Source organism: Alteromonas sp. ABM1_013, from assembly GCF_056160505.1.
The window spans coordinates 1,009,684-1,022,366 of the sequence record NZ_JBSWXH010000001.1; the positions used below are offsets into that span (position 1 = coordinate 1,009,684).

At 43.1% G+C, this 12,683-nt stretch carries 14 protein-coding genes; 10 read left to right on the top strand and 4 right to left on the bottom strand.

Annotated features, from left to right (window positions below; all coding sequences use genetic code 11):
• Window positions 1–250: 250 nt before the first annotated feature.
• The 6 genes from ACXAGK_RS04235 to ACXAGK_RS04260 all read left to right on the top strand — a co-directional run bounded on the left by ACXAGK_RS04235 (window position 251) and on the right by ACXAGK_RS04260 (window position 3,856).
• Window positions 251–925 carry a DsbA family protein gene (locus ACXAGK_RS04235; protein WP_474854313.1) on the top strand — a complete coding sequence of 225 codons (675 nt, stop codon included), beginning with the start codon at window positions 251–253 and terminating at the stop codon, window positions 923–925.
• Window positions 926–1,139: 214 nt separating this feature from the next.
• Window positions 1,140–1,391 carry a 30S ribosomal protein S16 gene (gene rpsP / locus ACXAGK_RS04240; protein ID WP_105931878.1) on the top strand — a complete coding sequence of 84 codons (252 nt, stop codon included), beginning with the start codon at window positions 1,140–1,142 and terminating at the stop codon, window positions 1,389–1,391.
• Window positions 1,392–1,414: 23 nt separating this feature from the next.
• Complete coding sequence (gene rimM, locus ACXAGK_RS04245) at window positions 1,415–1,936, top strand: ribosome maturation factor RimM (RefSeq protein WP_179982811.1); 522 nt, start codon at window positions 1,415–1,417, stop codon at window positions 1,934–1,936.
• The gene (gene trmD / locus ACXAGK_RS04250) at window positions 1,937–2,698 is read left to right on the top strand and encodes a tRNA (guanosine(37)-N1)-methyltransferase TrmD (protein ID WP_334057805.1); all 762 of its coding nucleotides are present in this window, start codon (window positions 1,937–1,939) and stop codon (window positions 2,696–2,698) included.
• Window positions 2,699–2,716: 18 nt separating this feature from the next.
• On the top strand, window positions 2,717–3,076 hold the full coding sequence (gene rplS / locus ACXAGK_RS04255) for a 50S ribosomal protein L19 (RefSeq protein WP_024015986.1): 360 nt from the start codon (window positions 2,717–2,719) through the stop codon (window positions 3,074–3,076).
• Between the two features lie 129 nt (window positions 3,077–3,205).
• Window positions 3,206–3,856: a trimeric intracellular cation channel family protein gene (locus tag ACXAGK_RS04260; protein WP_474807912.1), complete on the top strand. Its 651-nt coding sequence runs from the start codon at window positions 3,206–3,208 to the stop codon at window positions 3,854–3,856.
• A gap of 88 nt (window positions 3,857–3,944) precedes the next feature.
• On the opposite strand, the gene ACXAGK_RS04265 is transcribed toward ACXAGK_RS04260, so the two are convergent.
• The gene (locus ACXAGK_RS04265) at window positions 3,945–4,661 is read right to left on the bottom strand and encodes an enoyl-CoA hydratase/isomerase family protein (protein WP_474854316.1); all 717 of its coding nucleotides are present in this window, start codon (window positions 4,659–4,661) and stop codon (window positions 3,945–3,947) included.
• 649 nt (window positions 4,662–5,310) lie between these two features.
• Here ACXAGK_RS04265 and ACXAGK_RS04270 point away from each other — a divergent pair.
• Together ACXAGK_RS04270 and tyrA are read left to right on the top strand one after the other, a co-directional pair.
• Entirely contained in the window at window positions 5,311–6,399 is a 1,089-nt protein-coding gene (locus ACXAGK_RS04270) for a 3-deoxy-7-phosphoheptulonate synthase (RefSeq protein ID WP_474807907.1), read from the top strand.
• Window positions 6,400–6,474: 75 nt separating this feature from the next.
• Window positions 6,475–7,629 carry a bifunctional chorismate mutase/prephenate dehydrogenase gene (gene tyrA, locus ACXAGK_RS04275; RefSeq protein ID WP_474854319.1) on the top strand — a complete coding sequence of 385 codons (1,155 nt, stop codon included), beginning with the start codon at window positions 6,475–6,477 and terminating at the stop codon, window positions 7,627–7,629.
• Window positions 7,630–7,677: 48 nt separating this feature from the next.
• On the opposite strand, the gene pheA is transcribed toward tyrA, so the two are convergent.
• From pheA to yciH, 3 genes are all read right to left on the bottom strand, one after another.
• Window positions 7,678–8,859 carry a prephenate dehydratase gene (gene pheA, locus ACXAGK_RS04280; RefSeq protein ID WP_474854487.1) on the bottom strand — a complete coding sequence of 394 codons (1,182 nt, stop codon included), beginning with the start codon at window positions 8,857–8,859 and terminating at the stop codon, window positions 7,678–7,680.
• Between the two features lie 307 nt (window positions 8,860–9,166).
• The gene (locus ACXAGK_RS04285) at window positions 9,167–9,967 is read right to left on the bottom strand and encodes a response regulator (RefSeq protein WP_118489812.1); all 801 of its coding nucleotides are present in this window, start codon (window positions 9,965–9,967) and stop codon (window positions 9,167–9,169) included.
• Window positions 9,968–10,027: 60 nt separating this feature from the next.
• Window positions 10,028–10,360 (bottom strand): stress response translation initiation inhibitor YciH, encoded by a 333-nt coding sequence (gene yciH / locus ACXAGK_RS04290; protein ID WP_269916119.1) that lies wholly within the window; start codon window positions 10,358–10,360, stop codon window positions 10,028–10,030.
• Window positions 10,361–10,530: 170 nt separating this feature from the next.
• On the opposite strand from yciH, the gene ACXAGK_RS04295 reads away from it, so the two are divergent.
• Together ACXAGK_RS04295 and ACXAGK_RS04300 are read left to right on the top strand one after the other, a co-directional pair.
• The gene (locus ACXAGK_RS04295) at window positions 10,531–10,836 is read left to right on the top strand and encodes an STAS domain-containing protein (protein ID WP_179982820.1); all 306 of its coding nucleotides are present in this window, start codon (window positions 10,531–10,533) and stop codon (window positions 10,834–10,836) included.
• A gap of 20 nt (window positions 10,837–10,856) precedes the next feature.
• Window positions 10,857–12,533, top strand: a complete 1,677-nt coding sequence (locus ACXAGK_RS04300; RefSeq protein WP_474854322.1) for a SpoIIE family protein phosphatase — start codon at window positions 10,857–10,859, stop codon at window positions 12,531–12,533.
• Window positions 12,534–12,683: the final 150 nt, after the last annotated feature.

The following is a 12,683-nucleotide window of genomic DNA, read 5'->3' on the forward strand; positions in this document are numbered from 1 at the left end:
TTGCGTGCGTTACTTCTTTATAGCGCTGTCTCTAGAGCGCCATTTGACTTTGATGATTGGATTATACGGTAAAGCGTGTACATTGGACGTAACCAATGCGACTACAGCGACAGTATTTACGCTGGGATGAGAATTGAGTGAAGTATTAAACAATTAACGCAGTAAATTAATAAAGCTAAATATTTGTAGCGTTAACTTGCGTGAAAAATTAAGTGTTTTCGTTAGACAGCGGCCAGCAAAGGTGACAATGATGGAAGAGATGCGAACTTTATATTACGTGCACGACCCCATGTGCAGCTGGTGCTGGGCGTTTGTTCCCACTTGGGAAAAAATACAAAGTGACTTGCCCAGTGATATTGAGGTTGTCTATTTACTTGGCGGTCTTGCACCAGATAGTGATGTGCCGATGCCTGAACAAATGCAGCTTACTATTGCTGGATACTGGAAAACTATTCAAGAACGAGTGCCAGGCACCCAGTTTAATTACGACTTTTGGACACAATGTCAGCCCCGCCGTTCGACCTATCCTTCGTGTCGAGCAGTTATTGCGGCTAAAGCGCAGGCTAAAGATAGTGATGAAGCAAAAATAGTAGAGAAAGCAATGATCAAGGCAATTCAAGAAGGGTACTACTTGAACGCAAGAAACCTCTCGGATTTTGATACCTTGATAGCATTTGCTGAAGAAATAGGGCTTGATGTCGAGCGCTTTAAATTAGCGCTTAATAGTGAAAGTACTGTTGAGAAACTTAACGAAGAAATGCGTATGGCTCGTAGTATCGGCGCCCAAGGTTTCCCCAGTTTAATACTCAAATCCGGCAAACCTGCCGAGGCAAAAGAGACAGAGTCGCAAGAGCTTAAAAACGCACAGTGGCAAAACGTTCCCTACGACTATAATGACGCAAGTGTAACCTTGCGCCATCTATAACCGTCGTTTAAAAATGGGATAGGTTTAAACGGTGTCTTCTTTGCATTGTTCTAAACGCGTATTACCAACAAAATATTATAAGTTAAACAAGACTTTTACTTGCATTGAACGGTGATATCCGTATAATTCGGCGGCCTTCCAATTGGCGTCTAATTTTTAGTCGCTGAATGAAGGCTTAAGTTAACGGTAACGCTACAACGAGTTTGAGGCATTTATGGTTACTATTCGTTTACAGCGTGGTGGCGCGAAAAAGCGTCCATTTTATCAACTAGTGGTGGCTGATAGCCGTCGTGCAAGAAACGGTCGTTTCATTGAAAACATCGGTTTCTTCAACCCAACTGCACAAGGTCAAGCGGAACGTCTTCGCGTAGATCTAGAGCGTGTAGATTACTGGGTTGGCGTAGGCGCGAGCTTATCAGATCGCGTTTCTAGCTTGGTAAAAGAAGCGAAAAAATCTGCAGCGTAAGCTGTTATTAACTGGTGGTATAGATGAGTCTAGCGTCTGACAAAGTGATTGTTGGCAAAATTGGCGCACCGTACGGTGTTAAAGGTTGGGTCAAAATCAACAGCTATACAGAAACGCCAGAAGGTATTTTCGAGTACACGCCATGGTTTCTTGGCGAAGAAAAAGAATACCAAATTGACCAGTGGCGACCGCACGGTAAAAGCCTCGTTGCAAAAATTGTGGGCGTTGATAGTCGAGATGATGCCGAGCGCATCAAAAACTTGGATATCAACATAAATGCTTCACAGCTGCCTGATTTAGGCGACGAAGGGGTTTATTGGCGTGAGCTCACCGGCATGAAAGTGGTAACAACGCAAGGTTACGACTTGGGTGTGGTGAAAGAAGTGTTTAATACAGGTGCTAACGACGTGATCCACGTTAAAGCGAATGTAGGCGATGCTTTTGGTCAAAAAGAAAGACTATTACCTTTTGTGTTCGACGAAGTCGTACAAGAGGTGGATAAAGAAGCGAAGGTCATTAAAGTTGACTGGGACCCGGGGTTTTAAGTGACACCGGAAAAGTGGTTTGGCGTTGTTAGCCTGTTTCCAGATATGTTTGCCCCTTTTACCCAACAGGGTGTGATAGGACGAGCTGTTAAGTCTGGAACGGTATCGGTTGACACCTTCAACCCCCGTGACTTTACACATGATCGCCATCGTACAGTAGACGATCGCCCCTACGGAGGCGGCCCCGGTATGCTGATGATGGTAAAACCGCTAACTGACGCGATACAAGCCGCCAAGAAAGTGGGTGGCGAAAAAAGTAAGGTGATCTACTTATCACCACAAGGGAAACCCCTTGACCAAGCAGGCGTACAGCGCCTTGCTAACATTGACCGCACAATTTTAATTTGCGGCCGATATGAAGGCATCGACGAGCGAGTAATCGAAAGCCATGTAGATGAAGAAGTCTCTATTGGTGATTACGTGCTAAGCGGCGGTGAACTGCCAGCAATGGTCCTTATGGACGCGGTTGCTCGATTAGTTCCTGGCGTGTTGGGGCATAAAGCTTCAGCAGTTGAAGATTCTTTCACTGACGGTCTTTTGGATTGTCCGCACTATACGCGGCCCGAAATACTCGATGGTCAAAAGGTACCTGATGTGTTGTTAAGTGGGGACCATGAAAAAATTAGGCAGTGGCGATTGATGCAATCATTAGGTAGAACCTGGCAGCGTCGCCCTGAATTGTTAAATCACCTAGCTCTGACTGAGGAGCAGCAGCGTTTGCTTGAATTATTCCAAGCGCAACTGCAGCAAGATGACAGTTAACTAGGACGAGAGGATATGATGAGCAAAGTCAGTCAAGATATCATCAAAAAAATCGAAGAAGCACAGCTAAAGACTGATGTTCCTGCGTTTGGTCCAGGTGACACAGTAGTTGTTAAAGTTCGCGTTACCGAAGGTGACAAAGAGCGTCTTCAGGCTTATGAAGGTGTTGTTATCGCTAAACGTAACCGTGGTCTGCACTCGTCTTTTACCGTGCGTAAAATTTCTAGCGGCGAAGGCGTTGAGCGTGTGTTCCAAACACACAGCCCGGCAGTTTCTTCAATTGAAGTGAAACGTCGCGGTGCGGTTCGTCGTGCTAAGCTTTACTATCTACGTGAGCGTTCAGGTAAATCTGCACGTATCAAAGAGAAGCTTAACTAAGATTACTAATCCTTGCGTTATTGTTAACTTCGAAAAAGCCCGCTTCAAGCGGGCTTTTTTGTGCCTAAAATTCGATCTTTTTCCTGTTCTATCTATTACATACATTAAGGTTTTTTAATAGAGTGTAGAATGACTTCCGAATATTTTATTGTGCTAGGCATTATGGGCGTTGCCTTCTTCGCCATATCAGGTGCACTGCTAGGACACGAGAAAAATATTAACGGTTTTGGAATAGTGGTTGTAGGCGTTATGACAGCGCTAGGCGGAGGTACGCTAAGAGATTTACTTTTGGGAAAACCGATATTCTGGGTAGAAGCCTCCGAATACATTTTAGCAACTTACAGTGCGATCTTCGTAACTGTGATATTGATACGATATTTTCCATCCCCTTCAAATTTCTACTTCATTCTGATTGATACCATAGGGCTCGCTATATTTAACGTAATAGGTATCGAAAAAGCCTTGATTAGCGGTACAGGGATGATTGTTGCTTTAACCATGGGAATGACCACAGGCATCTTTGGTGGCTTGATGAGGGACGTGGTGTGCAGAGAAGTGCCTTATGTTATGCGTGGAGATGTCTATGCGAGCGCCTGTTTTGCGGGGGGACTGACGTATGCTGCGCTATTTGCAGTAGATATCCCCTATATTTGGTGTATTTTAGGCTCAGTTGGCGTAACCGTTTTACTGCGGATAGCATCACTTCATTGGGGAGTGAATGTAGACTTGTTCAGAAAAAGGACGTCGAAGCTTTCAGAAAAAAACACTAACGATAAATGAGTCCATTTATAAAAATTACTGCGTAAGGCTATGTTAACCTCTTGGCTTACATAGCCCTGTTAAATGTAATACCCGTTCTCAAAGATAATTAAGCCATAAGAGAAAGCGCCTCAATAAGTGGCTTATTTTCGCTGTCTATAGTGTGAATGATGTGTTTGTGCAGTCGTTTTTTGTGTTCACCAAATATACCTCGCTTTTTATCAAAGGTTTTTGCGTAGTTCAATGCACCTTCTAGCAAGCTTTCCTGTGTATCATATGCCTTCTCTATTACATGATCTTTCTCTAACTCTTTACCAGAAACCCGTCTTCCAGAAAGCTTCATTTCGTTAAACCGATAATAAGGCATCGCCTTTTTAACAAACTCAATCATTCCCGGTAAAAAAGGAATAGACAAGTCTACTTCAGGGAAACAGAAGAAGCCTTTGTCTGAGCGCATGAATCTAAAGTCGCAAGCACACGCCAAAATTGCTCCATTGCCAAAGGCGTGACCATTGATGGCAGCGATAACAGGAAGCGGGTAGAGGAGCAGGGTTTTAAAGACATCGTCCATGTCATGCATGAACTGCTTTATTTCTTCTGTGCGACCCGCTTTCATAGCCGGCATCAGCCAATCGGTATCGATGCCTAAGCTAAAGCATTTCTCATCGTTTGATGTGATCACCAGTGCTTTACAGCTTTCATTGCTTTTAATAGCACCTAAAGCTGAAAGCATCTCTTTTGCAAATACAGGGTTATGGCGGTTTTCACCATTTTTCATGGTTAATGTAGCTACGTCGCCGGTATAGGTGATGGTTATATTTTGCATTATATTCTCGTTATTATTTCTTTGTGGCAATCATACAAAACCTAGCCAATAAATGAGAAATTTAGCTTATTTATGCCCGTTAATAACCTGAGATAAATAAATTTAAAATACATAAATTTAAGATACACAGATTTAAGGTGCATGGAGATGTGCATCAGTAACACAAGCTTGCTTAGCTTCTTCGGGGATCAAAAGTGAAGAAAATATATTTTAAATTTATTGCCACTCAATTGGGATTATCGGTGTGATGTTTGCTGCTTGGAGCTTTTTAAGTGGTATTGAGAATGCCAGAGAGATGTTATTTGTAATAGCAGTATTATCGAGTGCGATGGCTGGTGAAGTACTTATGAGTGACGCCTACAATTTAGGGAAGCAAAGTAAAAAGGATTAAACCTCACTGCCGATTAAAATTTGAGCTTTAAATGTGGTGCATTGCCATTTAGTCATGCTCATTTGCTTCGAATCTACCCTAGATTAAAGTATTATTCGTTATTGCTTGCGCTATTAAGCTTAAGTTGTTAAAAAGTCAATGACGTTAAAGAAATATAGAAAAAGCTGGTTGTACAATAAAGTTTACATGCAGATTGCACACTCTTTTGGCGTTTAATTTTCCGTTTTTATTTGTAGTTAAGAGAGTAAGAGAACTCCCATGATCAAGGACACCGTAAATAATGTTCACGTAAGTACAGAAGACGTACTTATTACCCCAGAAGCGCTTAGTGCTGAATTGCCTGTATCAGACAAAGCGTTAGCGGCTATTTCTGAGTCTAGAAAGATTGTTTCAGATATTATTCATCGCCGCGACCACCGATTACTCGTAGTGTGTGGTCCATGCTCCATACACGACATCGAAGCAGCCAAAGAGTATGCACTTAAGCTTAAAGAGCTTCATGAGTCATGCAAAGACACGCTGTTTATCGTTATGCGTGTGTACTTTGAGAAGCCGCGTACTACAACGGGTTGGAAAGGCTTAATTAATGACCCTCATATTGATGGTACGTTTGATATTGAAACCGGTCTTCGCAAAGCGAGAGAACTTCTAATTTGGTTAGCTGAGCTGGAATTGCCTGTTGCTACAGAAGCACTAGATCCAATAAGCCCTCAATACCTTGCTGAGCTATTTAGTTGGTCTGCTATTGGTGCGCGTACTTCTGAATCACAAACTCACCGCGAAATGGCCAGTGGTCTGTCTATGCCAGTGGGCTTTAAAAATGGTACAGATGGTAGCCTTGATATTGCAATTAACGCGCTGAAATCAGCGGCGTCAGGTCACCGTTTTATGGGAATTAACAAGCAAGGGCAGGTAAGCATTATCGGCACCAGTGGTAACCCAGACGGCCATATCATTTTGCGCGGTGGTAAGCAGCCAAATTACGATTCGGTATGTGTATCAGAATGCGAAATCGAGCTTCAGGATGCTGGATTGACTGCGGGGTTAGTGGTTGATTGCAGCCATGCAAATTCTTCTAAAGATTACCGCCGCCAGCCGTTAGTTGCGCAGAACGTGGTAAATCAAATCCTAGAAGGTAATCAGTCTATCATTGGCGTTATGCTGGAAAGTCATTTGAAGCCCGGTAACCAAAAAGCGGAAGGTAAGAAACCCGAAGAACTAGACTACGGAGTTTCAATTACAGACGGTTGTATCGATTGGGAAACAACAGAAAACTTAATCTCTCAAACCAGAGATAAATTAATAACTGTGTTACCCTTACGCCAAAATAAGCGCACGGTGGCCTAATAAGAAGTGACGCCTAATGGGCAATATAATTATTGCCCACAAGCCCCGTGCCATTTGCTCCAAGGATAAGACAGAATGGCCGATTTATCGCAGCACTTAAAACAGTTAGATACGCTGCGTGAAGGTATCGACGAGCTGGATTCCCAGCTTGTCGAATTACTTGCTAAACGCAATCAAATCACAACCCAAGTAGGCCAGATCAAGGCTGAAGCAGGCATGCCTGTTTACGTGCCAGAGCGCGAGAAAGCTTTGATCGCGTCTCGCCGCGCTCAGGCTGAAGCGCTAGGGGTTTCTCCCGAACTTACTGAAGACCTTTTACGCCGCGTAATGCGAGAGTCTTACCATACGCAGAACAACAAATACCGCTGTGTGAAACCTGATGTCGACAACGTTGTTGTCATAGGTGGAGCAGGGGCGCTTGGTCGTGTGTTTGTGAGCTTGTTCGAACGAAGTAACTACAATGTTTCAGTTGTGGAAAAAGACGACTGGGAAAGTGGTAGGGCAGCATCTTTGTTAAGTTACGCTTCATTAGTCGTCGTAGCTGTACCTATAAACTTAACAGAAGCCGTGATCAGCAAGCTAACTATGCTACCGAAAGATTGTGTGCTCGCAGATATAACCAGTATTAAAGCTAAGCCTTTAGAGGCGATGCTTGCCGTACACAGTGGCCCTGTCGTTGGGTTACACCCTATGTTTGGCCCCGATGCGCCAGGCATGATTAAGCAGGTAGTCGTAGTGTGTGATGGTCGTGACAGCGACAAGTACAGTTGGCTGATTGAACAAATGCGAATTTGGGGTGCCACAGTTCACGACTCGAGCGCACAAGAGCACGATCAAGCTATGGCGTATATTCAGGTCATGCGCCACTTCAACACCTTTGTATACGGGCAACATTTGAAAGGTGAAGATCCTAACCTTGAATCCCTGACCATGTTTAGCTCACCTATTTATCGGTTAGAGCTAGCAATGGTTGGAAGACTGTTTGCCCAGTCCCCGCAGCTCTATGCTGATATCATCTTTAACAACCCTGACAACTTTGCACTGCTACGTCGTTTTTACGAGCGCTTTGGTATCGCCTTATCGTTACTTGAAAACGGAGACAAAAAAGGGTTTGTCGAGCAGTTTATGAAAGTTGGAGCATGGTTTGGAGATTATGCGAAGAAGTGCTTAGTAGATAGCAAACAAATGTTATTGAAGGCTGATGATGGTCAACTTCTAAGAGATAAGTAAACTAAAAGAATGAATAAGAAGGCGAGCAATGAGCTCGCCTTTTTTGCATTAGTTTGTCAATGCGCTTGCCGCTGCCACTTTAGTTGGGCTAATTTCCTCACTTGGGTAACATCCCAGCACTTTGATGTAGCGCGTAATACCTCGCAATGCATCCAGGGCATTTTGTACGGGGCCGTCTTCTACGTTGCCTTCCACATCAATGTAAAACATTTCTTCCCACGGGTTACCAGGCATTGGGCGAGACTCGAGCTTAGTCATATTTATGCTGTTTTCTCGAAGCACGAGCAACGCTTCAACAAGCGCTCCTGGCTTTTGAACGGTAGACATAACAAGCGTAGTTTTAGCCGGCACCTGTAAAGGCACCACAACCGGATTACGTGCCACAACGATAAAGCGACTATGGTTTTCCTTTTGGTTGGCCAAATTACTCTTAATTGCCATAAGGCCGTAAAGATTTCCGCCAGCTTCGCTTCCTATAGCAGCAACATCGTCGCGTTTTAGCTCGCTAACCGTCAACATGGCAGAGCTAGTACTATCCATGGTTTTCACTTCAACGTTACCGAGTTCCGCTAAGAAGTGGCTGCATTGGGTAAATACCTGTGGATGCGCATAAAGCGTTTTAATCTTATCTATTCTTGTGTTCGTTCCCACCAATAAGGTATGTCGAATTGGGTGGGTAAGCTCGCCGATAATACTTAGCTGAGTATGCTGCAGCTGGTCGTACACTTCATTGATACTGCCTGATGTTGTATTTTCTATAGGCAAAACTGCGTAATCGGCTTCTGTGCTTTCAACTTTGTGAACAATTTCAGCGAAGCTTTGACAGCCAATTTCAAGCAATTCGCCAGGTCTGCGTGAGAAATACTTCTGCGTAGCTAAATATGAATAAGAGCCCTTGTCGCCTAAAAACGCCACGCGGTTCAATGGCAGGGTGCTGCCAGGGTTAGCGCGCTCTGCAAGCATAGCTTGTTGATTTAAAACAGAGTCTTCGATAATGACATGAAAAATCTGTGTTACATAATGAGGGTCCAAGCCGATATCTTGCCCTTCTTTTATTAGGCGAACTAATAGCTGTTCTTCACGCTTTTGATCTCTCACAGGGATGTGATGCTTTATCTTTGTCTCAGCAACTTCGTTGGTTAATTTTCTGCGTTCCGAGAGTAGTGTGAGTAATTCACTGTCTAAAGCGGTAATGCGCTCTCTAACAGTATCTAGTGCATTGTCTGACATAGGGTTCCCGTGTGAGTCGTGTAAAAATGTTGCCAAAAAAAAACCTCCCTAGAGGGAGGTTTTCATGCATGTAGCTGCGCCTCCCTAATTAAAGGATGTAAACGCAAAAAAGAAAAATGCTACGTGCTTTATATTCTGTTTCATAACCATGAATGTATGTTGAAGCCCTATTTGTGTCAACTCATTTTTACGAAATGTATAGTTGTTTTTGATATGAGGGACTTGAAAAAGAGCTAAAAATAAGTTTGCCGCAAATCGCTAACCTTTTGTGACATGCGGCCATAGCTTTTATAAGCTTCAGTGAAAGCTAGTTACCTAGAAGTGCAGAGAGCATTTGGCGCACTTCATTTGGCTCAAACGGCTTGTCGCATAACGCATTGACTCCAGTTTGCTGGATGTTTGCCATGTGTGCGCTATCTGCCGATTCAGACGTCACCATAATAATAGGAATGTGGGTAGTTTCTGGGTTAAAACGAATGAACTCAGACAACTCTCGACCATCCATTTCTGGCATGTTGTAGTCAGTCACAACGAGATCGAAAGCTTGGTCTTTTATCAAAGTAAGTGCTGCGGCACCATTTTCTGCCTCTTGAATTCGCTGTAGCCCCATTCCTTCAAGCACGCGTCTAATGTGATTCCTTGCAAGCTTGCTGTCATCAACTAGCAGCACTCGAACATCGTGTACGTCGAATAAATCGAGTTCTAATTCATCGTGGTTTATAAGGTCAAGGCTAGCATTTAGCGCACGAGACAAGTGAAGAGGCTCAAACGGTTTGGGAAGGATAGCGGCAACACCTGCTTGTTTAAACTCTTCTAACTTGCTCAATCGGTTTTCACTAGATACCAGCATAAATGGAATACTCTTAAATTCATCATCTTCTTTGATGAATTTAAGAAGTTCTAGTGCGGTTCCATCTTCATAGTACATCGCACTTACAATTAAATCGGCGCCATGAGCTTTAACCGCAGAACGGGCTTCGGAAAGGGTACTGACTGGGTCAATTTCCTTAACGTTTTCCTTTAACAGCAACGTAGTAATAATTTTTCGTTGTGTATCAGAAGGCTCAACCAAAATAATATGTAAATCAGAAATTGACAGCTTTTCCATTTCAGACTCTTTTTGTTATATGTTTATGAAAAAGTGAGAGCGAACCGGTAGTTTTTATCGCTAACCACCAGCAAGCTTAACTTTGTATCCTTTATCGGTAAGTAGCGAGCGCAGTTTTTCTCTGTCATCGGTTTGAACCTCAATGACTCCTTCTTTCACTGCTCCGCCGCAACCGCATTTCTTTTTTAATTCTGAGCCTAATTTCTTTAATTCATCCGAAGGAAGATCCAGCCCTTTAATTAATGACACGCCTTTCCCTTTGCGACCTTTTGTTTCTCGATGAATACGAACTACGCCGTCAGTAGACACTGACCGTTGCTCAGCTTTTTGCTCAGGCTTTATTTTGCCGCTCTGTGTGCTGTAAACCAAAAGAGCGTCTTGCCAATCTTGCATAAATACCTCAATAAATCCTGTAAAACCATCTTTAATACACTAAACAAAGTGTAATCATACGAAAGTTTAATTAGCCTTCGATGGCGATGTAGAAAAGTTCAACTAGAATAAGGATAGCAAAGATAAAAGCATGTATTGAAGCATTTCTGCTGACATTTTAAGGAAAGCATATGGAAATAACGTCAAGCTATCAGAATCAAGGGAAAGTATTAGTTATAGATGTGGGTACAAAGTTCGACTTCAGCAAAGTAGAAGACTTTAGAAACGCCTACAGTGAGCTTAACAATGATGTTAGTCATATCACTGTTGACTTGTCTCGTACAGAGTATATGGATAGCTCAGCCTTAGGCATGTTGTTGAATATGCAAAAAACGCTAGCCGAAAGAACGCTTACGTACAGCATTGAAAATGCCAGACCCCAAGTGGCTAAGATCCTCAAAATATCTCGGTTCGATAAGAAGTTCGACATTAAATAGCCTGTAGAAAGGACCCTCTTTTGAAAATCCTTATTGTTGATGATGAGGCAATCAACCGTACTTTATTGACTAACATGCTTTACAACGCAGGCTATAAAAAATGCGTAGAAGCCGTTAATGGCGTAGAGGCGATTGAAAAGTTTATTGAGGAGCAGCCAGATCTCGTGCTGCTTGATGTGGTTATGCCTGGTCTGTCAGGCTTCGATGTTGCGCCTAAAATTCGACAACTCGCAAAAGGCCCTTATCTTCCCATTCTTTTTATCACGGCTTTAGAAGATAAAGACAGTTTAGTACGCTGTTTGGAAGTAGGAGGCAATGATTTTGCAACTAAACCTTTCGACCGTCATATTTTAATAGCAAAAATTCGAGCGCATTTAAAAATACGCGCGCTCAGTGAATACGTTGAAGAACAAAACAAGACACTGCGACTCTTCAACCAACGGGTGGCGCGCGAACACTCCATCGTAGAACACATATTCAGTCATGCTATTGTTAATCGCCCGGAAGTGCAGGCTCACTTCGACTGTTTCCTAAAACCTGCTGAAACCTTTAACGGAGACTTGTTTCTTTGTGAGGCAAGCCCAAGCGGTGGTATTTATTTCGTCGTGGGAGACTTTACCGGTCATGGTCTTGCCTCGGCCATTGGCGCACTGCCTGTGACACGTGCGTTTCAAGAGTTAAGTCAGCAAGGCGTATCTGTATCTGAAATAGTGAGTGAACTAAATCAAATACTCATCAGGTTTTTACCCAGTGACATGTTTATGGCTGCAGTTATTGGTGAAATTAATGCGGCAGGAAATCGCATTAATTTGTGGCAGGGCGGGATGCCTGCAGTGATTATTCCCGCTAAAACAAATATGGCGTTGCGTAAGTTTTCTTCTCGCCATATGGCCTTGGGTATTTTGGAGGAACATGAACTAAATACGGATACTGACACGATCAACTTGGGGCATAACGAGCAATTAGTTGTATGCAGCGACGGGCTTATAGAAATTGCCAACGGCAATGGTGATATGTTGTTAGAAGAAGGGTTAGTCGAGATAATAAAAGAACAAATGACGGAGAACGGCGCTATCAAGGCAAAGTCTTTATTTGACCGAGCCAAAGCACACTTTACGACATCTAAATTTCATGATGATGTGACCTTGGTTGTATTTACTTCAAAACCAATAAAGATGCCGGTACAAAGCCAAGTCGAAAGTAGTTTCCCCTCAATACATGAAGTTGTTCTAGACGCAAAACATCTAAAGGAACCCGATGTTCTGCCTCGTGTACTGCAATTAACCGGACAATGTGAGGGGATTCAAGGTATTCGCTCGATTGTGTTCACGGTTTTATCCGAATTATTCAATAATGCACTTGAGCACGGTATCCTAAACTTAAATTCAAAACTGAAGCGTGATAGCGGGGGCTTTCAACAGTATTACGAAAAACGCGAAGCGTCATTAAAAGTGTTGGAACATGGGCACATTATCATCAGAGTCGAGTCCTTACCCATGAAAGGCGAAGTGCTGATCTCGGTTGAGGACAGTGGGCAAGGGTTCCAATGGGAAGATAAAAATCATTTAGCAGGAACACGTTCATCTAATGACGAGTGTTACGGTCGAGGCATTCCCCTTATCAATGCCCTTTGCGAAAGAGTATGGTTTGAAAATAACGGAAGCAAAGTTCTCTGTCTGCTAAGTACCCGAAATTAGCCTATGGCTAGTTATACGCCTTTAGTATTGTTAGCGTGGTTTATATAGCCTCCCCTTAGAGTTATCTAAAGAATACAGCAACTAATCGAAATCTCCTTCCACTTAGTATGAATTAGCTAAATACTCAGTTTCCTTTAGTAAAAACTGTGT

Excerpts from the sequence above, each read along its gene's own strand:
- ACXAGK_RS04235 (WP_474854313.1), top strand. The coding sequence starts at position 251 with ATGGAAGAGATGCGAACTTTATATTACGTGCACGACCCCATGTGCAGC.
- rpsP (WP_105931878.1), top strand. The coding sequence starts at position 1,140 with ATGGTTACTATTCGTTTACAGCGTGGTGGCGCGAAAAAGCGTCCATTT.
- rimM (WP_179982811.1), top strand. The coding sequence starts at position 1,415 with ATGAGTCTAGCGTCTGACAAAGTGATTGTTGGCAAAATTGGCGCACCG.
- rplS (WP_024015986.1), top strand. The coding sequence starts at position 2,717 with ATGAGCAAAGTCAGTCAAGATATCATCAAAAAAATCGAAGAAGCACAG.
- ACXAGK_RS04260 (WP_474807912.1), top strand. The coding sequence starts at position 3,206 with ATGACTTCCGAATATTTTATTGTGCTAGGCATTATGGGCGTTGCCTTC.
- ACXAGK_RS04265 (WP_474854316.1), bottom strand. The coding sequence starts at position 4,661 with ATGCAAAATATAACCATCACCTATACCGGCGACGTAGCTACATTAACC.
- ACXAGK_RS04270 (WP_474807907.1), top strand. The coding sequence starts at position 5,311 with ATGATCAAGGACACCGTAAATAATGTTCACGTAAGTACAGAAGACGTA.
- tyrA (WP_474854319.1), top strand. The coding sequence starts at position 6,475 with ATGGCCGATTTATCGCAGCACTTAAAACAGTTAGATACGCTGCGTGAA.
- pheA (WP_474854487.1), bottom strand. The coding sequence starts at position 8,859 with ATGTCAGACAATGCACTAGATACTGTTAGAGAGCGCATTACCGCTTTA.
- ACXAGK_RS04285 (WP_118489812.1), bottom strand. The coding sequence starts at position 9,967 with ATGGAAAAGCTGTCAATTTCTGATTTACATATTATTTTGGTTGAGCCT.
- yciH (WP_269916119.1), bottom strand. The coding sequence starts at position 10,360 with ATGCAAGATTGGCAAGACGCTCTTTTGGTTTACAGCACACAGAGCGGC.
- ACXAGK_RS04295 (WP_179982820.1), top strand. The coding sequence starts at position 10,531 with ATGGAAATAACGTCAAGCTATCAGAATCAAGGGAAAGTATTAGTTATA.